The organism is Neorhizobium sp. DAR64860/K0K1 (assembly GCF_050500205.1).
GTDB classification, from domain to species: domain Bacteria; phylum Pseudomonadota; class Alphaproteobacteria; order Rhizobiales; family Rhizobiaceae; genus Neorhizobium; species Neorhizobium soli.
The window spans coordinates 409946-429481 of sequence record NZ_CP191459.1; the positions used below are offsets into that span (position 1 = coordinate 409946).

Consider the following 19536-nt stretch of genomic DNA (forward strand, 5'->3'; position numbering starts at 1 on the left):
AACGGAAACCACCATGGCTCTCAAGATCACCGCCATCATCTTCACCCTGCTCGGGCTCGCTCTCGCCATCGGCGGCGGACAGCTCGTCATGCTGGGGGGTAGCGTTTATTATCTCATCTGCGGCCTTGCCTTCGTGCTGACCGCCATTCTGCTTTTCCTTAAGAAACGCGCGGCACTGCATGTCTATGCCGGTATTGTCATCGTTTCGCTCGTCTGGGCGCTTTGGGAAGTCGGTTTCGACTGGTGGCAGCTCGGCCCGCGCGGCGGTCTCATCATCGTCCTCGGCTTCTGGCTGCTGACCCCGTGGATCCGCAAGCCGCTCGGCTTTCTCAGCCCATCCGGCATGCAATACAGCGCCAGTGCCGTACCGCTGGCCATCGCCTCGGTCATTGCCGTGGTCGTCGCCGTCGCCTCGATGTTCTTCGATCCCTACGACCAGAGCGGCGAGCTGCCGGACCAGTCGGTCGCAGCCGCCCCGAAGCTCGGCGGTGATGTGCCGGATGGCGAATGGCACCAGTATGGCCGCACCCCCTATGGCCAGCGCTATTCGCCGCTCGACCAGGTCAATGTGGACAACGTTGCCAACCTCACGGAAGTCTGGCGCTACCAGACCGGTGACGTGAAGCGACCGGACGACGTGGGCGAGACGACCTATCAGGTCACGCCGCTCAAGGTCGGCAGCTCGCTTTATCTCTGCACGCCGCACAATCTCGCCATCGCGCTCGATGCGACGACCGGCAAGGAGAAATGGCGCTACGACCCGAATTCCGGCATGAACCCGGATCGCCAGCACCAGACCTGCCGCGGCGTCAGCTATTACAAGGACCAGGCGGCAGCCGCGGGTTCGGCATGCGCCGAGCGCGTCTATCTCCCGACATCCGATGCCCGTCTGATCGCGCTTGATGCGGCCAACGGTCAGGTCTGCCCGGCCTTTGCGCAGAACGGCACGCTGCGTCTGGAAACCGGCATGCAGCACAATCCGGCCGGCTACTACTATTCCACATCGCCGCCTGCGATCGTCGGCAACAAGATCATCATCGGCGGCGCCGTCAACGACAACTACTCGACGCAGGAACAGTCCGGCGTCATCCGCGCCTTCGACGTCAACACCGGCGCACTGATCTGGAACTGGGATTCGGGCAATCCGAGCCAGACCCAGCCGATTGCCGAGGGCCAGACCTACACGACCAATTCGCCCAACAGCTGGTCGGTGTTCTCGGTCGATGAGGAACTCGGCCTCGTCTACATTCCGCTCGGCAACCAGGTGCCCGACCAGCTCGGCATGAACCGTTCGGAAAGCGTCGAGAAATACTCGTCCTCGATCGTTGCGCTCGACATCAATACCGGTGCCGACCGTTGGGTTCGCCAGACGGTGCATCACGATCTCTGGGACATGGACGTGCCGGCCCAGCCGGTGCTGATCGACCTGTCGCGCCCGGATAATTCCGTGGTGCCGGCGCTGGTCGGCCCCACCAAGCAGGGCGACATCTACGTTCTCGACCGTCGCACCGGCGAGCCGATCTTCCCGATCACCGAAGAGCCTGCTCCGAAGGGTGCCATTCCGGAGGACTTTTCCGCACCGACCCAGCCCACCTCGGCCGTCTCCTTCAAGCCGGAGCCGCTGAAGGAAAGCGACATGTGGGGCGTTTCGATGCTCGACCAGATGGTGTGCCGCATCTGGTACCACCAGTATAACTACGAGGGTCGCTATACCCCGCCGTCGCTCAACGGTTCGATCATCTATCCCGGCAATTTCGGCACGTTCAACTGGGGCTCCGTCGCAGTCGATCCCGAACGCCAGGTGATGTTCGGCATGCCGACCTATCTCGCCTTTACCTCCAAGCTGGTTCCGCGTGCGGATATTCCGGCCAAGGGTCAGGACGAGAAGGGTTCGGAACAGGGCCTCAACCGCAATGATGGCGCACCTTACGGCGTGTTGATGGGTCCGTTCCTCGGTCCGTTGAACATTCCCTGCCAGGCACCGCCATGGGGTTATGTCGCCGGCGTTGATCTTCGCACCGGCAAGACCGCCTACAAGCATCGCAACGGTACTGTCCACGACATGACCCCGCTGCCGCTGCCATTCAAGGTCGGCGTTCCCGGCATCGGCGGCCCGATGATCACCAAGGGCGGCGTTGCCTTCCTCGGTGCCGCTGTCGACAACTATCTGCGTGCCTATGACCTGAAGAATGGCAAGACGCTGTGGGAAGCCCGGCTTCCGGCGGGCGGTCAGGCGACGCCGATGACCTACGCGGTCGAGGACGGACGCCAGTTTGTCGTCATGGTCGCAGGCGGCCACGGCTCGGTCGGCACCACACCCGGCGACTACGTCATCGCCTACGCGCTGCCGCGTTAAGCGGCAGTCGATCAGGCGGCCTGCTCTTAGCCAACAAAAAAGCCCGGAAGCGTCTGCTTCCGGGCTTTTTGCATTGAAGGCTTTCGAACCCTCAGGTGAGATGGCTGCCGGCTTCGGCGGTGATGCTGTTGCGCACCTCGGTCACGCCTTCAACGCTGCGGACCACTTCCTCGGCGCGGGCGATCTCGCGGGCGTCGGCGACCCGGCCTGCGAGAGCAATGGAGCTTCCGGTGACGGTGACGGTCACTTCGCTTGCATCAATGCCGCCCGCCGAGGCAAGCGCGTCGGCGACCTTGCCTTCCAGCTGGGCGTAAGCCGGGAACTCGACTTCGATCTCCGGCGCGGTTTCGTTAAATTGCGGATGTTTGAATACCATGTGACGTTCTCCCTGATGTCGTCGCGTCCAGCAGGAGATGAGGGCGAAACGACCCTCGCGCGGCACCTGCGGATCATCAGGAGATACAACGCAGCGCACAGCCGTTGGTTCAGCTCGCGCTTCCGAGCATGGTGGCGATCACGTCCGCCAGCTGGTTCTGGGAGAACGGCTTCGGCAATCGCGGCAGTTGCAGGCGGTCGTCCTCGCCGGGCGGCAGTTCGGCATAGCCGGTGGCCAGCACCACCGGCAGGCCCGGCCACTGGCGGTTGATCTCCGACGCGAGTTCGCTGCCGGTCATTCCCGGCATGGAATGGTCCGTGACGACGAGATCGATCGTATCCGTGCGGGCTAGCGCAGCCAGCGCTTCGCGGCCGTTATAAGCTTCGATCACCGTGTGGCCGAGATCCTCCAGCATCAGGGATGTGTTCATCAGCACCAGCGCGTCGTCGTCGACGGCCAGCACCGTCAGCCTCTCCTTCGGTCGCGCCGCAGAGAGATCCGAGGCGGGCTTCTTCTCCTCCGGGCAGTCTTCAAGACGGGCAACGGGCAGAAACAGGGAAACCGTGGTTCCCTTGCCCTCTTCGCTGTCGATCGAAAGCCGGCCGCCCGACTGCTCGGTCAGGCCCTGCACCATGGGCAGGCCGAGACCCGTTCCCTTGCCGACGCCCTTGGTGGTGAAGAACGGTGTGGTAGCGCGGGCAAGCGTTTCCGGATCCATGCCTTCGCCCGTATCGGAAACGCTGATCTTGACGTAGTGACCCGGCTGGAGCTTGTCGTCGCCTTGCGCGAAGTGCACATCAATGGCGGTGATCGTCACGGTTCCGCCTGTTGTCATCGCGTCACGGGCATTGACGACGAGGTTCAGAAGCGCGCTCTCGAGCTGCACCGCGTCACTTAGAACCGGGGGCAGGCTGTCGGGAATGTCGGTTCTGATTGTGAGGTCCGATCTCAGCGAACGCTCGAAGAAATTCATCATGCCATCGATCAGACCGGCGACACCGATCGGGGCCATGTGGAGTTCCTGCCGCCTCGAAAAGGCCAGCATGCGCTGCGTCAGCGCTGCACCGCGCTCGGCGCCCTGAATGGCGTTTTGCAGAAGCGGCATTAGCGACGGGTCGTCCGGCAATCTCTTCTTGAGGATTTCGAGGCTTCCCAGCACCGCCATCAGCAGGTTGTTGAAGTCATGGGCGATGCCGCCAGTCAGTTGGCCGATCGCTTCCAGTTTCTGCGCCTGGAACAGATCCTCACGGGCGACGGTCAGCGCCTTCTGCGCCTCGACCTTTTCCGTGATGTCGCGGGTGATCTTGGCGAACCCTTTAAGCTCTCCAGTCTCGTCGCGGATCGCGTCAATGATCACATGCGCCCAGAAACGGGTGCCGTCCTTGCGGTGGCGCCAACCCTCGCCCTCGAAGCGGCCGTCCCGCAGGGCCGTTGCAAGATTTTTTGTCGGTTCGCCGGCGGCGCGGTCGTCCACCGTGTAGAAGGTCGAAAAATGCTCGCCGACGATCTCCTCGGCGCGGTAGCCCTTGATGCGTTCGGCACCGTGGTTCCAGTTGCTGACATTGCCTTTGCCATCGAGCATGTAGAGCGCGTAGTCGCTGACCCCTTGCACCAGGACCTCGAACTGCCGCTCGCTGCGTTTCAGGTCTGCTTCGGCATTCCTGCGCTCGGTGAGATCGCGGGTGACCTTGGCAAAGCCGAGGAGCTGGCCATCGCCGTCGCGGATAGGATCGATGATGACATGCGCCCAGAAACGGCTGCCGTCCTTGCGAACCCTCCAGCCTTCGTTCTCGAACCGGCCTTCCGCCGCGGCAATCCTCAGTGCGCGTTCCGGCAGATGGTCAAGCCGATCTTCTTCCGTATAGAATCTGGAGAAATGCTGGCCGAGGATTTCGGATTCCTCGAACCCCTTGAAGCGCCGGGCGCCCGGATTCCAGCTGGCGATGTGGCCTTTCGGATCCAGCATGTAGATCGCGTAATCCGTGATGGAATCAATCAGAAGCCGATACCGCTCCTCGTTAAACGGGGATACCTGATGGCCTTCCTGCACGGTCTTCAACTTTCCCACCGCCCAAACTCAATATGCGATGTACCCCGAGCTTACGTCTCGAGGCGCCAGTGGGTCCACCATGCCTTGCATTGCAGAAAAATACGAGTGCCTTGACACAATGAGGTTAAAGATGAATAGTGACGAAAAATGAAATTCGTCAGTCGTTAATTGAAAGCCATTCCGTTATGGACGTTCCCGTCAGCACTCCCGAGGATACACGCCAGGAAAACGTGGTCCGCATCCTCGAAGCGGCCGAGCGACTGTTCAAGCATTACGGTTACGCCAAGACGACAGTGGCCGACATCGCCAAGGATCTCGGCATGTCGCCGGCCAATATCTACCGGTTCTTCGGGTCGAAATCCGAGATCCACAAGGCGCTTGCCAACCGGATGCTCGAGGCGAGCCGAGCCGTTGCCTGGGAGAATGCAAAGCGCGCTGTCAGTGCCACCGAGCGACTGCGTGACCATTTTCTGCAGCAGCACCGCATCACGGTCGAGACGCTGCTGCACGAAAACAAGGTCCACGAGATGGTTGTCGTAGCGATCGAGGAACAGTGGTCGGTGATCGAAGACCATATCATGCAGCTTCGAGCGATCGTCGCAGGCCTCGTCGAGGAGGGGATTGCAATGGGAGAGTTCCGCGCACAGGACGCTGAGCTTGCCGCAGAATGCCTCTGTGATTGCACGGTTACGCTGTGTCACCCGCAGATCATTGCCGAATGTCTGTTTGAAACCCGGCGCGCCGCGCCGGCCGATGTCGTCGACTTCGCCCTCAGGGCGCTGAAATAAGAACCTGCGCTTGTCGCGCTCACCGTAACCCGCCTTATGGAGTGGGATCATGTCTTTCCGAGGAAAGTCTTTCGTCGCAGCCCGTCATTTTTCTTCCGCCTTGAAAGGCGTTGCAGTCGCTGCGGCGCTTCTTTCGCTCGCGGCATGTTCCGAAGAGAAAAAGGCCGAGGCGCCGGAGATCGTGCGGCCGGTCAAGGTGACGCAGATCGGTGCGCCGGATGAGGGCCGCAAGCTCGTCTATTCCGGTTCCGTGCGTGCCCGCACCGAAATGAATCTCGGCTTCAGGGTCGCGGGCAAGATCACCGAGCGGCTTGTGGATGTAGGCGACCGTGTCACGCCGGGCGAAGTGCTCGCCCGGATCGATTCCACCGATTACAAGCTTGATCTCGGCAGCGCCGAAGCCGATCTCGCATCGGCCACCAAGCAGGTCGAGATCTCCGGTCTGGCGCTGCGCCGCGCGGAAACGCTTGCGGCCAAGGACGTCACGTCGAAATCGCAGCTGGAACAGGCACAGCTCAGCAGCGAGCAGGCCCTGGCACAGCGGGATTCAGCGCAGTCTGCGCTCGAAAAGGCCCGCAATCAGGTTGCCTATTCCGAACTCAAATCCGACCGCGACGGTATCGTCACGGCCGTCAGCGCCGATCGTGGCCAGGTGGTGAGCACCGGCACTTCCGTCGTCACGGTCGCTGTGGATGGCGAGAAGGAAGTCCAGATCGCGGTTCCGGAAATGGATGTCTCGCATTTCAAGCCGGGCGACGGGGTCAAGGCGCGGATCTGGTCGTCTGCCGATCTCGTGATCGACGGCAAGGTGCGTGAAGTCGCGCAGAGCGCCGATGCCCAGTCGCGCACGTTCGCGGTGCGGGTGAGCCTTCCCGCCGACCCGAAGATCCTGCTCGGCATGACCGCATCGATCGAGGCTGTCGCCGGCAACGCGGTCAAGGCCTTTGCCATTCCGCTTGCAGCGCTTTCCAAGAAGGGTGACCAGCCGATCGTCTGGGTGGTCGATCGCGGCAAGGGAATTGTCGCGTCGCGTCCGGTCAAGGTGGCGGATTTTTCCGATGACGGCGTGCGCATCTCGGAAGGCCTTGCCGAAGGCGATCTCATCGTCTCGGCCGGCACCCAGTTCATGAAGGACGATATGAAGGTGAAGCTGCCGGAAACGGTCGCGACACGCTTCGGCTCGGTGTCGAGCCAGTCCACCGCTTCCGTCCAGCCCTGATATTTCCGGTTAGAGGATCAAGATCATGAGTTCCGATCATCAGGCCAATCCGCTGGAAAAGCAGAAGGAAAAGGGCAGTTTCAACCTGTCCCGATGGGCCATCGGCCATCCCAGCATCGCGCGTTTTCTGTTCGGTCTCATCATCGTCATGGGTGCGCTTGGCATCATGAACATGGGCCAGAAGGAAGATCCGGACTTTACCTTCCGCGTCATGGTCGTGCAGGCCCAGTGGCCGGGTGCCTCGATCGAGGACATGCAGAACCAGGTGGTCAACAAGATCGAGCGCAAGCTGCAGGAAACCCCGCATCTCGACTGGGTCAAATCCTACACCCGCGCCGGCATCTCGATCACCACGATCCAGGTGAAGGGCGACACGAATGCGCAGGACGTTGCAGATGCCTTCTACCAGGTGCGCAAGAAGATCGGCGACATTCGCCAGGATCTCCCGTCCGGTATCTACGGGCCCTATTTCAACGACGAGTTCGGCGATACCTATATCACCCTCAACGCCATTATCGGCCAGGGCTACAGCTATCCGGAGCTGAAGCAATACGCCATCCAGGCCCGCGACATGCTGCTGGCCACGCCGGGCGTCGAAAAGGCAACGATCCTCGGCGACCAGCCGCAGAAGATCTTCATCGACGTGTCGTCGCAGGCGCTTGCCGAGCGCGGCCTCACCGTCAATGACATCAGCACCGCGCTGGCCGGCCAGAACGATGTCGATGCGTCCGGCTCGGTGGAAACCGCCGATCGCTCCGTGCGGATCTCGGTCGAGGGTGGCGTGACCACGCCAGATGATATCAAGGCGCTGCGGCTGCGCGCCGGCGACCAGGTCTTCCGTCTCGGCGATATCGCCACGGTGAAGGAAGGTCTCGAGGACCCGTATCAGCGCAAGTTCCGCTTCAACGGCCATGACAGCGTGCAGCTCGGCGTGGTGATGGCGAACGGCTACAAAGTGACCGACGTCGGTCATGCGGTGGAGGAAACCTACAAGCGCTTCGAGGAGACGCTGCCGGTCGGCGTCCAGGTAGAGCAGATCTCCAACCAGCCTGAGGTCGTCACTGAAGCCGTCGGCGAGTTCACGCAGGCGCTTCTCGAAGCGCTGGTCATCGTGCTGGTCGTGTCGCTGATCTCGATCGGCTGGCGCTCGGGCATCGTGATTGCGATCGCCATTCCGCTGGTTCTGTCGGCAACGCTTGCCATCATGTTCTATCTCGGCATCGAGCTGCAGCGTATCTCGCTCGGCGCGCTGATCATCGCGCTTGGACTGCTCGTCGACGATGCGATGATCGTCGTCGAGTTGATGGAAAGAAAGCTGGAGGAGGGGTTCGAGCGGCTCGATGCGGCAAGCTTTGCCTATTCCTCCACCGCCTTCCCGATGCTGACCGGGACGCTGATCACCACCGCCGGCTTTATCCCCGTCGGCTTCGCGGATTCGACCGCCGGCGAATACGTACGGTCGCTGTTCTACGTCGTCGGCATCGCGCTCGTCGTATCCTGGTTCGTGGCCGTCTATTTCACCCCGTGGCTCGGCTACATGATCCTCAAGCAGCGGAGCCATGCGGGCAGCGGCGATCATCACGATGCCTATGATACCCGCATGTATCGCGGCGTGCGCCATGCGGTTGGCTGGTCCGTGCGCCACAAGGCGATCGTGCTCATCGCCACGCTCGGCGCGTTTGCAGCCAGCCTCTGGTCGTTTCAGTTCATTCCGCAGAGCTTCTTCCCGCAGTCGTCGCGACCAGAAATTCTGGTCGACATGTGGCTGCCGGAGGGCACCGCGATCAAGGAAGTGGAACGTCAGGCCAAGGCGCTCGAAGACCGGATCCTCGACGACCCCGACAAGAGCTTTGTCGCCACCTATATCGGCGAGGGTGCGCCCCGGTTCTTCCTGCCGCTCGACCAGCAGTTGCGCAACCCGAACTACGCCCAGCTCCTGATCATGTCGAACGGTCTCGAAGAACGCGAGCGGATGATCGTCAAGCTGCGAAAGATCCTTGCCGAAGAATTCCCGACGGTCCGCGGCAAGGTCGACCGTCTCTTCCTCGGCCCGCCCACGGGCTGGGCCGTGCAGATGCGCGTCGTTGGCCCGGACAAGGCGGAAGTCCGCCGCATCGCCGACCAGGTCAAGGCGCGGTACGAAAGCCAACCAGATTTCGGCGCCATTCACGACGACTGGATGGAGCCGGTCGCGGGTATGAAGCTCGTCATCGACCAGGACCGCGCCCGTGCGCTCGGCGTCTCGTCGCAGCGGGTTCGGCAGATGCTGCAGGCGGCAACGTCGGGCGCTCCGATCAGCGATTTCCGCGATGGCGAGGAGACCGTTTCGATCGTGGTGCGCGAGCCGGATGCCACCCGCAACCTGCTGGCCGCCGTCCAGTCGGTCTATATTCCGACCGATCTCGGCACTTTTGTGCCAGCTTCGCAGGTGGCCCGTGTCGAGCCTGTCCTCGAACAGGGTATCGAGTGGCGTCGCGACCGTCTGCCGACGATTACCGTCAAGGCAACCCTGCCTGACGGCGTCGAGCCGACGCAGGCCTCGGTAAACCTCTATAACTCGATGGCCGACCTGCGCGCGGCCCTGCCGGCCGGCTATTCCGTGGACATCCAGGGCGGCGCCGAAGATGCGGCCGAAAGCCAGGCCTCGATCGCGGCAAAGGCCCCGATCATGCTGCTTGTCATCATGCTGCTCCTGATGATGCAGCTCAAGCATTTCGGCAAGGCGATGCTGGTTCTGTCGACCGGTCCGCTCGGCATCATCGGTGCTGCGATGGCGCTTCTGATCACCGGTGCACCGTTCGGCTTCGTCGCCATCCTCGGTGTCATCGCGCTGCTCGGCATCATCATCCGTAACTCGATCATCCTGATCGACCAGATCGACCAGGATATCGCGGCGGGTATGCATCGCCAGGAAGCGATCGTAGGCGCCGCCGTCAGGCGTTTCCGGCCGATCATGCTGACCGCGCTCACGGCGGTGCTGGCACTGATCCCGATCTCGCGCGGCCTGTTCTGGGGACCGCTCGCCTATGCCATGATGGGCGGCATCCTCGTCGCTACCGTCCTCACCATCATCGTGCTGCCTGCCGGCTACTCCCTCTTCTTCGGCCGCGAGCCGAAGGCGAAGAAAGACGACAAGTCCGAGACGCCCGCCAACCAGGGCGAGCTGTTCGAGGACAAGCATGATATGCCGATGGCGGCGGAGTGAGGGGCTTTCCCGGTGGGACAGCGCCATAATCTCCCTCATCCCTGTGCTTGTCACAGGGATCCAGCTGCCCCAAGTCCTTGGGGCTGCAAACCCTCTTTCGCCACGCAGACGCGTGTCGGCTGGATTCCTGTGACAAGCACAGGAATGAGGGTCGGTGGGGTAGAGGATGGAGGACACAATGGCCAATCCAGTGCAACCTGGAACTGAAGCCGAGGTGCTGTTCAGTCGCCGCGGGTCTGCCGCGGTGATCTCGCTCAACCGGCCGAGGGCGCTGAACAGTCTCAACCTTTCCATGGTGCGGGCGCTGGACGACATACTCGATCGCTGTGCTGCCGATACCGATATTTCCTGCGTGATCATCAAGGGCGAGGGAGAGCGTGGTCTGTGTGCGGGGGGTGATATCCGGGCCATTCATCAGGCAGGGCGGGCGTCCGACCCCGAGGTGACGCGGTTCTGGCGGGAGGAGATGCCGTTTAATTATCGCATCTCGCGCTATGAGAAGCCCTATGTGGCGCTGATGGACGGGATTGTGATGGGCGGCGGTGTCGGCATTTCGGCGCATGGGAGCCACCGCATCGTTACCGAGCGCACGAAACTCGCCATGCCTGAAACCGGGATCGGCTATGTGCCGGATGTGGGCGCGACGTGGCTTTTGCCCCGGGCGCCCGGCGAGGCGGGAACCTGGATGGGCCTGACCGGTGACGTGGTTGACGGTGCCGATGCGATTCATGCCGGGTTGGCAGATTTTCTTGTCCCGTCAGAGAGGCTGGGTGATCTCGTCGACGCACTCGGGCAGCTTGCTGGAGACTCAGAGGCTGAGGCAGTGCAGGCCGTGATCGATGCTTTTGCCGTGTCTGGCGAAGGTAGCAGGCTTGCGCAGAACCGTGACGTAATCGACCGAACCTTTGCGCATGATACGGTCGAGGAGATCCTCGCGGCGCTCAGCCGCGAGACGGGAGAATTCGCCGCCCGAACCCTCGAGACTCTGTCGAAACGCTCGCCGACCAGCCTCAAGCTGACGCTGAAACTGCTGCGGCTCGGCCGTGACAGTTCAAGCCTCGTCGAATGCCTGGAGCGGGAATTTACCGCCGCTTGCGAACTGCTGAAACACCATGATTTCTACGAGGGCGTACGGGCCGCCGTGATCGACAAGGACCGCAATCCGCGCTGGCAACCGGCAAGCCTTGCCGAGGTGACGGAAGCCGATCTTGCTCCTTATCTTGCAGCCGATCACCCGGTCCTGTTTGCCGATCATCGGTTGTAGCAGCAAAACCGTCCACACCGGCGAAACCGGCATGGTTGAAACGGGAGTGGGGCAGGCAGCGGTATCGTAGGTATGAGGGAGATGATGATCTGCCTGCCCCGATCGAGTTTCCTGCGATATTTTCGGGAGATGTCAGTTCCCGAGAGACCGCATGTCGTTCGACCATCACCGGAAACCGAGCTTCGTCCTCAGAAGCGCTGAACCGTCGGGGACCGGTTCGCGAAAACGGTTTCCCATCCGATGACGACGCCATTATCGCGTGGCTTTCAGGCGTGAGGATGAAAAAGGCTACGACGAATTTTTCTTCGCTTGTCTTTCAGGGGCTTAACAAAAACATGCTGCCCGTTTCGTCCTCACGGCCCAAAACAGCCGTATCCTCTTTGCCCCCGGATCGGGGCGATCCACTGCGCTTTGGCGCCTTCCGGCAAAACCATCGCCGAATGCTGCGATAAATGGATGAAATTTCTCCGTGTATCACCTGCAGGAGAGGGCGGTTCCTCGCGGTCTACCGATACTCCCGGTAGTGTCGCCTCAACTTCCCATTCCGGAGACACTGATGAACCGCCTTCTTATCCTCGGCACGGCACTTGCCGCCCTCCTCGTGCAGCCGGCGTTTGCGCAGGAGCAGAAACTGCTCAACGCTTCCTATGACGTCGCCCGCGAGCTGTTCGTGGCCGAGAACGAGGCCTTCGTGAAGGCGCATCCGGGCGTCACGATCGATCAGTCGCATGCGGGTACGTCCAAGCAGGCACGCTCGATCGTCGAGGGGCTCGAGGCTGACGTCGTCACCTTCAACCAGTCGACCGACGTCGATTTCCTGGCAAAGCAGGGTTTTGTTGCAGCAGACTGGAACAAGGCGTTCCCGAACAACGCCTCGCCCTTCTATTCCTTCCCGGCCTTCCTGGTGCGCGCCGGCAATCCAAAAAATATCAAGGACTGGGGTGATCTCGCCCGTGACGACGTCCACGCGATCTTCCCGAATCCGAAAACATCCGGCAACGCCCGCTACACCTATCTCGCGGCAACAGCCTGGGCGAAGGAAGAGTTCAAGGACGACCAGGAGAAGATCGAAGCCTATATCACCAAGATCTTCGACAATGTTCCGGTGTTTGATACCGGTGGCCGCGCCGCCACGACGACCTTCGTCGAACGCGGCCAGGGCGACGTGCTGATCACCTTTGAGGCCGAAACCCGCGGCATCGAAAAGCAGTTCGGCAAGGACAAGGTCGAAAACGTCATTCCGTCGGTCTCGCTGCTTGCGGAATTCCCGGTCGCAGTCGTCGACAAGGTCGCAAAGAAGCATGGCACGGAAGCGCTGGCAAAGACCTATCTGGAATTCCTCTACACGGAGGAAGGCCAGAAGATCGCCGCCGAATTCGGCCACCGCGTCCATAACGAAAAGGTCGCGGCCGAGTTCAAGAGCCAGTTCCCCGAAATCCGCCTCGTCAAGGTCGACGACGTATTCGGCGGCTGGTCCAAGATCCAATCCGAACACTTCGCCTCCGGCGGCACGCTCGACAAGCTCTACGGCAGCCGTTGAGTGGCTGTTGTTGCTTGGCTGAGGTGAGTTGTCTCGCAATGACTGCCACCTTCGCTCCCTCATTCCTGTGCTTGTCACAGGAATCCAGCCAGCCTAAGTCCTTAGGCTGAAAAACCCTTCACCCCGGCACGCGTCGGGTTCTGTGTGACCGCCACAGGAATGAGGGACGTTAAAGAACTGCGAAACCAGACCGGTGGATATTTGTCCGCCGGTTCTTGCTGTTGAAGACTTTGTTGCAGTTGAAAACGAGGAATTGATCATTTGAGACGACGCAATGTCCTGCCTGGCTTGCCGTTATCGCTGGGCGTGACCCTGTTTTATGTCGGCCTGATCGTCGTGCTGCCGCTGGCGGCGCTTGTCATCAAGGCCGCGAGCCTGGGGCCTGAAGAATATTGGCGGATCGTCTCCTCGTCGCGGGCGCTTGCCAGTTACCGGGTGACCGTGCTGTCGGCGCTTGGTGCCACCGTGTTCAACCTGTTTTTCGGGCTGTCCCTTGCCTGGGTGATTACCCGCTACCGGTTTCCCGGCCGCCGCATCATCGATGCGATGGTCGATCTGCCGTTTGCGCTGCCAACGGCGGTTGCCGGCATTGCGCTAACGGCGCTGTTTGCCAACAATGGCTGGTTCGGTTCGGTGCTGGAAGGTTACGGCATCAAGGTCGCCTATACGCCGCTCGGCATCATGATCGCCATGTGTTTCACTTCGCTGCCGTTTATCGTGCGCACGGTGCAGCCGGTGCTGGAGGATCTTGATCCGGCGCTCGAAGAAGCGGCGCAATCGCTCGGCGGTTCCGACTGGACGATTTTTACCAAGGTCATCCTGCCGCTACTGACACCGGCACTGCTGGCCGGCCTTTCCCTGTCGTTTGCCCGCAGCCTTGGCGAATTCGGGGCGATCATCTTCATCGCCGGCAACCAGCCGATGTCGACGGAAATCACTGCTCTACTGATCTTTATCCGGCTTGAGGAATACGATTACCAGGCGGCCGCCGCCATTGCCTCGGTGCTGCTGCTCGCCGCCTTTACGATGCTGGCCGTTACCAACTGGCTGCAGTCGCGGGCGCTGCGTTACACGGTGAAGGGATAAGACCATGAGTGCCGTTTCCTCCCATCGCAAACCGCCCCGCGTTGGCGACAACACAGTGTTTCGCCGCACGCTGATCGGCATCGTGGTGGTGCTCGTCGGCTTCGTCATCGTCGCGCCGCTGATCATCATCGGCGTCGAGGCCTTTTCGAAGGGCTGGGCTGTCTATCACGACACGATCCTTCATCCGGATACCCTCCACGCGATCATGCTCACGGTTCTGGCGGCGCTGATCGCCGTTCCAGTCAACACCGCCTTCGGCATCGCCGCCGCCTGGGCGATCACCAAGTTCGATTTCTGGGGGCGTAGGTTTCTGCTGGTGTTGATCGAGATCCCGTTTTCGGTCTCGCCCATTGTCGCCGGCGTCGCCTATCTGTTCGTTTATGGCCTGCAAGGCCTGTTCGGGCCGGTGCTCGATGCCTACGGGATCAAGATCCTGTTTGCGGTGCCCGGCATCATCATCGCCTCGATGTTCGTGACCGCACCCTTCGTTGCGCGCGAACTCATTCCGCTGATGCAGGCGCAGGGACGCGATCTTGAGGAGGCCTCGACCTCGCTTGGCGCATCCGGCTTCCGCACCTTCTTTTCGGTGACGCTGCCGAACGTCAAATGGGCGCTGCTCTACGGCGTCATTCTCTGCAATGCGCGCGTGATGGGCGAATTCGGCGCCGTTTCGGTCGTGTCGGGCAATATCCGCGGCCAGACCAATACGCTGCCTTTGCATATCGAGCTGCTCTATCACGACTACCAGGCGGCAGGCGCCTTTGCGTCGGCTTCCATTCTGGCGTTGATCGCCGTCCTTACCATCATCGCCAAGGTCGCGCTCGAGCGCCAGGGTGCGGGCCGCGTCCGCAAAACCGCCAGTCCGGCAGAGAAAACAGCATGAAGATCCGTCTCGAAAACGTCGTCAAAACCTTCGACACCTTCCGTGCCGTGAAGGGCGTGTCGCTCGATATTGAAAGCGGCGAACTGGTGGCGCTGCTCGGCCCCTCCGGCTCCGGCAAGACGACCATTCTGCGCATGGTGGCGGGTCTCGAATATGCCGATGGCGGCGCCATCTATTTTGGCGATCAGGATGCGACCGACATTCCGGTGCGCGACCGCGGCGTCGGCTTCGTGTTCCAGCATTACGCGCTGTTTCCGCATATGACGGTGGCGCAAAACATCGCCTTCGGCATGAAGGTTTCCAAGGTGAAGCGCGACAAGGCGGCGATCGATGCCCGCGTCACGGATCTGTTGCGGCTGGTGCGGCTGGATGGTTTAGGCGACCGTTTCCCGGCGCAGATTTCCGGCGGCCAGCGGCAGCGCGTGGCGCTTGCACGGGCGCTGTCGGTCGATCCGAAGGTGCTGCTGCTCGACGAACCGTTCGGCGCGCTCGATGCCAATGTCCGGCACGACCTGCGCCGCTGGCTGCGCGAGATCCATTCCGAACTCGGCATCACCACGATCTTCGTCACCCATGACCAGGAGGAAGCACTCGATCTCGCCGACCGGGTGGTGATCCTGAATGATGGCCAGATCGTGCAGCAGGGCACGCCGCAGCAAGTCTGCCGCGATCCGCAATCGGCCTTCGTGATGAAGTTCCTGGGCGATGCCAACGTGCTCTCAGCCCAGGTCCGCGACGGCCGCGCCCATGCCGGCGGCCTTTCGGTCGATGCATCGGGGATACCAGACGGCAAGGCCGAACTCTACGCCCGCCCCGCAGATCTCGACTGGTCGGCGCAGGCACCCGGCATTGCCGCAACGATCTCCCGCGTCCTCGACCGCCCCGACAGCCGACGCGTGCTGGCGGTAACGGGAACCGGCGAACAGCTGGAATTCGACGTGGAACCGGAACGCCAGGTTTCAGCCGGCGAGGGCGGGTTTGTGACGCTGCGGCGGGGGAAGGTGTTTGCGGTTTAGGGGGACGCCCCACCTACACCCCTCATTCCTGTGCTCGTCACAGGAATCCAGACACGCGAGTGGAAAGACCCTTTCGCGCCGCAGACGCGACCCTGCTAGGTTCCTGTGAGGAGCACAGGAATGAGGGAGGTCAGACGTCGGCATCGCAAGACGCGGGCATTGCGGATGATCGCGAGGCATCATCATCTGCCGGACGCATGACCGTCGTCAGTGAACGTGAAGCGTCAGTTTTCAAACGTTGAGATTGGCGACTTCTCTAATCCGCCATTTGCCGTCATCGCAGCGCTCCTGTCGCAAATCGGTGGTAGCGTCGCCAAACTGCGTCTTTCTACGATTGCCGAGGACAGAATGAGTGCGACCTTCAAGGAGCTGAGTGACCGGATTGGTCAAGTCGGCGACCTCTATGCCAGAGTGCATGCCATTGAACGGAGCGCCGATTGGTATCTTCTGAAGCTCACCGAGGAACTTGGCGAACTGACCGCTGAGCATCTCCTGATCGCCGGTCGGGCGAAGCCAAATGCTAATGGTTCAGGCGGCACTCGCGAAGCCCTGGAAAACGAAGCGGCCGACCTGTTCGGGCAGTTCGTTTTGTATCTTCGCGCGAACGAAATCGACATCGAGGCCGCCATCGAGCGCAAATGGCTCAGGCATCTCGATAAGTATGTTGCTCTCGGCACGGAAATTTAAGCGCTCTGGCGGCTATGACAGGTCGTGGAGGTCTTTGCCCAACGCCTGACCAATCTGCCACTCACTGAATCTTACCTCTAGGCCTGCTCTTTCGGGAGTACAGCACATCGGGCCAACGAAATAATGATCCGCTTTTGGGAATGGGCAAAGGCGGACGAGTGGCCAAGTCTTGCCATCGGCTGACGCTTGTATTCTGAGAACGCCGCTCTGGACGGTCACCCTTATCCAAAAATCTGATGGGTCGCCGTCGTATCGTCCCGTGGCCCAGTCGGAGGCGTCATCCGTCAGCACACTGCCGAGCAAGCCATAGCCGTCCGAGAACTCAATCCCGGTCTTGACCCACCGTCTTTCGTCAAGCCTGACCATGAGGCCAGCCTGGTCGTAAAGATGCTCAAAATGGGCCTGGACTCGAACCTGGGCGGTGAAATCGCCGTCGGTCTGGAATGCGTAGAAGTGGCCGTTGTCGCGGACAAAGCCATAATGTGTCTCTCGCCAGAAATCCGTGCTGGCGTCAGTCGTGACAGAGAGTGCGAGATCCGAAGCTTCTGAATTTGCGGGCTGATTGATCCACTGTCCATTCTTAAGGCTTTGCAATAGTGGCTCCTACGACAACCGGCGGATTTGCTTTGCCGCATATTTCGTCGAGAGATTATTGCTAGAGCGCATGAACTGCCAACAAAAAAGGACTGACAGAGAATTTCTGCGTTGTGCCAAGAGCGTGTTATTCCCGAGAGAATGCGGAACGAGAGCGCACGACGATCACTTTTCCTTCGGCCAGCAGCAGAGCGGCTGCGCGGCGCTGGAGTGGTCCGGGTGGGATATAAACAGATAGGGCATTCCTCTCTCATTCGGGCCGAACTCAGCTCCGCGTCCTGACATCGGTCGGGGTGAGGGACAGATTTACTCGCGACCAACCGTAACCCCGCGGCCACCCATCCTTTGACTTTTCGCGCCGAAGCCTATAGGGACGGCGCAAACGTTCGGCTGCGATCGTTGCAGCCATGGGGCCTTTGAGCCCGACATATCCGAAAGACAGATTTGATGACCGATATCAACGGCGCCGCCCCGGCGATCGCGAAGGCTTTGCAAAAGCGCGGCTATGAGACGCTAACCCCCGTCCAGCTGGCCATGCTCGATCCTGCGCTCGAAACCGCCGATGCGCTCGTTTCCGCCCAGACAGGCTCCGGCAAGACGGTTGCCTTCGGCATGGCCATGGCGCGCACGCTGCTCGACGATGGTGAGAAATTCGGCCGGGCTGCTGCACCTCTCGCACTTGTCATCGCGCCGACCCGCGAGCTTGCCATGCAGGTGAAGCGCGAACTTGACTGGCTCTATGCCGAAGCGGACGCCGTGATCACCTCCTGCGTCGGCGGCATGGATATCCGCGCCGAGCGTCGTTCGCTGGAACGCGGCGCGCATATCGTCGTCGGCACGCCTGGCCGTATCTGCGACCATATCCGCCGCAACGCGCTCGACATGACGGAAATCCGCGTGGCCGTGCTCGACGAAGCCGACGAGATGCTCGATCTCGGTTTCCGCGAAGATCTCGAATACATTCTCGAGGCAGCCCCTGCCGAACGCCGTACGCTGATGTTCTCGGCTACCGTTCCGTCGGCCATTGCCAAGCTTGCCAAGAGCTACCAGCGCAATGCCGTGCGCATTGCCACCGCGTCGGAACAGAAGCAGCATGTGGATATCGAATATCGCGCGCTGGTCGTGACCCCGTCGGACCGCGAGCATGCGATCGTCAATGCGTTGCGTTTTTATGAGGCGCCAAACGCGATCGTGTTCTGCTCGACGCGTGCTGCCGTCAACCATCTGCATGCCCGTCTTGCCAATCGCAATTTCTCCGTGGTGGCGCTGTCGGGCGAGCTGACGCAGACCGAGCGCACCCATGCGCTGCAGGCCATGCGTGATGGCCGCGCCCGCGTCTGCATTGCAACCGACGTCGCTGCCCGCGGCATCGATCTGCCGGGTCTCGAACTCGTCATCCATGCGGACCTGCCGACCAATTCGGAAACGCTGCTGCACCGTTCGGGCCGCACCGGTCGTGCCGGCCGCAAGGGCGTCAGCGCCCTGATCGTTCCGGTCAGCCAGCGCCGCAAGGCCGAGCGGCTTCTCGCCGGTGCGCAGGTCGAGCCCACCTGGGCCCGCCCGCCATCGGCCGAAGAGGTGACCGCGCGCGACGAGGAACGTCTGTTTGCCGATCCGATCTTTGAAGAGATCGCCAAGGACGAGGAAGAACAGGGCCTGATCGACAAGCTGGTGGCGCGTTTTGACGCGACGAAGCTGGCGTCCGCCTTCGTCAGCCTCTATCGCGGCAAGAATTCGGCGCCGGAAGATATTACCGAAGTGTCGCTGGAGACCCGCAAGCCCCGCGAAGGCGGCAACGATTCCGCACCGCGGCCGCTGACGCCGCGTGGCGATTTCGGCGCAGCCGTATGGTTCTCGCTGTCGGTCGGTCGCAAGCAGCGCGCCGAACCGCGCTGGCTGATCCCCACCATCTGCCGCGCCGGTGATCTCACCAAGCACGAGATCGGCGCGATCAAGATGCAGGCCGACGAGACTTTCGTGGAAATTGCCGCCGCCCATGCCGACAAGTTCATGGCCAAGCTCGGCAAGGACGGGATGATGGAACGCGGCGTGCGCGTGACGCGTCTCGACGGCGTTCCGGATTTCAGCAAGTTCTCGCGCGGCGATGACGAAGGCTTCGTCAAGCGCGAAGGCCCGCGTCTCGACAAGCCCTACAAGGACAACAAGCCGTTCAGCAAGGATGGCCCGCGCAGCGACAAGCCGTTCAACAAAGACAAGCCCTACGGCGACAAGCCTTTCAACAAGGACAAGCCGGCCGGTGCCAAGCCTTACGGCGATGCGCCGCGCAAGGACTGGAAAGCCAAGCCCGCCGGCGCCAATGCCGATCGCCGCGTCGATGACGAAGTCTGGGGCGAAAAGCCGAAGTCCAGCTTCGCAAAGAAGCCGGGCGACAAGCCGTTCAACAAGGCTGGCAGCGACAAGCCATTCAAGAAGCCGGCCCCCAAGGGTGGGTTCGACAAGCGCAAGTAGTTG

14 protein-coding genes are annotated in these 19536 nt (G+C 61.5%); 11 read left to right on the forward strand and 3 right to left on the reverse strand.

Annotated elements, in window-relative coordinates; genetic code table 11:
* Nucleotides 1-13: 13 nt before the first annotated feature.
* A complete protein-coding gene (locus ACQY1J_RS06560; protein ID WP_092659556.1) occupies nt 14-2356 on the forward strand; it encodes a glucose/quinate/shikimate family membrane-bound PQQ-dependent dehydrogenase in 2343 nt (780 codons plus the stop codon).
* Between the two features lie 91 nt (nt 2357-2447).
* On the opposite strand, the gene ACQY1J_RS06565 is transcribed toward ACQY1J_RS06560, so the two are convergent.
* Both ACQY1J_RS06565 and ACQY1J_RS06570 read right to left on the reverse strand, forming a co-directional pair.
* Nucleotides 2448-2732: a BON domain-containing protein gene (locus ACQY1J_RS06565; RefSeq protein WP_430250992.1), complete on the reverse strand. Its 285-nt coding sequence runs from the start codon at nt 2730-2732 to the stop codon at nt 2448-2450.
* A 109-nt stretch (nt 2733-2841) separates the two neighbouring features.
* Nucleotides 2842-4782, reverse strand: coding sequence for a hybrid sensor histidine kinase/response regulator (locus tag ACQY1J_RS06570; RefSeq protein ID WP_062461957.1), 1941 nt, complete (start codon nt 4780-4782; stop codon nt 2842-2844).
* Nucleotides 4783-4967: 185 nt separating this feature from the next.
* On the opposite strand from ACQY1J_RS06570, the gene ACQY1J_RS06575 reads away from it, so the two are divergent.
* From ACQY1J_RS06575 to ACQY1J_RS06615, 9 genes are all read left to right on the forward strand, one after another.
* The gene (locus ACQY1J_RS06575) at nt 4968-5570 is read left to right on the forward strand and encodes a TetR/AcrR family transcriptional regulator (protein ID WP_062461428.1); all 603 of its coding nucleotides are present in this window, start codon (nt 4968-4970) and stop codon (nt 5568-5570) included.
* Nucleotides 5571-5619: 49 nt separating this feature from the next.
* A complete protein-coding gene (locus ACQY1J_RS06580; RefSeq protein ID WP_062461426.1) occupies nt 5620-6789 on the forward strand; it encodes an efflux RND transporter periplasmic adaptor subunit in 1170 nt (389 codons plus the stop codon).
* Between the two features lie 25 nt (nt 6790-6814).
* Nucleotides 6815-9994, forward strand: a complete 3180-nt coding sequence (locus ACQY1J_RS06585; protein WP_430250994.1) for an efflux RND transporter permease subunit — start codon at nt 6815-6817, stop codon at nt 9992-9994.
* 178 nt (nt 9995-10172) lie between these two features.
* Nucleotides 10173-11258, forward strand: coding sequence for an enoyl-CoA hydratase/isomerase family protein (locus tag ACQY1J_RS06590; protein ID WP_430250995.1), 1086 nt, complete (start codon nt 10173-10175; stop codon nt 11256-11258).
* Nucleotides 11259-11814: 556 nt separating this feature from the next.
* Entirely contained in the window at nt 11815-12798 is a 984-nt protein-coding gene (cysP, locus tag ACQY1J_RS06595) for a thiosulfate ABC transporter substrate-binding protein CysP (RefSeq protein ID WP_430250996.1), read from the forward strand.
* A 261-nt stretch (nt 12799-13059) separates the two neighbouring features.
* Nucleotides 13060-13884 carry a sulfate ABC transporter permease subunit CysT gene (gene cysT / locus ACQY1J_RS06600; RefSeq protein WP_430250997.1) on the forward strand — a complete coding sequence of 275 codons (825 nt, stop codon included), beginning with the start codon at nt 13060-13062 and terminating at the stop codon, nt 13882-13884.
* Between the two features lie 4 nt (nt 13885-13888).
* Nucleotides 13889-14767: a sulfate ABC transporter permease subunit CysW gene (cysW, locus tag ACQY1J_RS06605; RefSeq protein ID WP_430250998.1), complete on the forward strand. Its 879-nt coding sequence runs from the start codon at nt 13889-13891 to the stop codon at nt 14765-14767.
* The gene (locus ACQY1J_RS06610; RefSeq protein WP_430251000.1) at nt 14764-15783 is read left to right on the forward strand and encodes a sulfate/molybdate ABC transporter ATP-binding protein; all 1020 of its coding nucleotides are present in this window, start codon (nt 14764-14766) and stop codon (nt 15781-15783) included. The genes cysW and ACQY1J_RS06610 overlap by 4 nt, the downstream gene beginning before the upstream one ends.
* Before the next feature lie 210 nt (nt 15784-15993).
* The gene (locus tag ACQY1J_RS06615) at nt 15994-16470 is read left to right on the forward strand and encodes a hypothetical protein (protein WP_430251002.1); all 477 of its coding nucleotides are present in this window, start codon (nt 15994-15996) and stop codon (nt 16468-16470) included.
* A 12-nt stretch (nt 16471-16482) separates the two neighbouring features.
* On the opposite strand, the gene ACQY1J_RS06620 is transcribed toward ACQY1J_RS06615, so the two are convergent.
* Nucleotides 16483-17064, reverse strand: coding sequence for a DUF1349 domain-containing protein (locus ACQY1J_RS06620; protein ID WP_430251003.1), 582 nt, complete (start codon nt 17062-17064; stop codon nt 16483-16485).
* Nucleotides 17065-17511: 447 nt separating this feature from the next.
* On the opposite strand from ACQY1J_RS06620, the gene ACQY1J_RS06625 reads away from it, so the two are divergent.
* Nucleotides 17512-19533 (forward strand): DEAD/DEAH box helicase, encoded by a 2022-nt coding sequence (locus ACQY1J_RS06625; protein WP_430251004.1) that lies wholly within the window; start codon nt 17512-17514, stop codon nt 19531-19533.
* Nucleotides 19534-19536: the final 3 nt, after the last annotated feature.

Coding starts and splice junctions, on each gene's coding strand:
- ACQY1J_RS06560 (WP_092659556.1), top strand. CDS start 14: ATGGCTCTCAAGATCACCGCCATCATCTTCACCCTGCTCGGGCTCGCT.
- ACQY1J_RS06565 (WP_430250992.1), bottom strand. CDS start 2,732: ATGGTATTCAAACATCCGCAATTTAACGAAACCGCGCCGGAGATCGAA.
- ACQY1J_RS06575 (WP_062461428.1), top strand. CDS start 4,968: ATGGACGTTCCCGTCAGCACTCCCGAGGATACACGCCAGGAAAACGTG.
- ACQY1J_RS06580 (WP_062461426.1), top strand. CDS start 5,620: ATGTCTTTCCGAGGAAAGTCTTTCGTCGCAGCCCGTCATTTTTCTTCC.
- ACQY1J_RS06585 (WP_430250994.1), top strand. CDS start 6,815: ATGAGTTCCGATCATCAGGCCAATCCGCTGGAAAAGCAGAAGGAAAAG.
- ACQY1J_RS06590 (WP_430250995.1), top strand. CDS start 10,173: ATGGCCAATCCAGTGCAACCTGGAACTGAAGCCGAGGTGCTGTTCAGT.
- cysP (WP_430250996.1), top strand. CDS start 11,815: ATGAACCGCCTTCTTATCCTCGGCACGGCACTTGCCGCCCTCCTCGTG.
- cysW (WP_430250998.1), top strand. CDS start 13,889: ATGAGTGCCGTTTCCTCCCATCGCAAACCGCCCCGCGTTGGCGACAAC.
- ACQY1J_RS06610 (WP_430251000.1), top strand. CDS start 14,764: ATGAAGATCCGTCTCGAAAACGTCGTCAAAACCTTCGACACCTTCCGT.
- ACQY1J_RS06625 (WP_430251004.1), top strand. CDS start 17,512: ATGACCGATATCAACGGCGCCGCCCCGGCGATCGCGAAGGCTTTGCAA.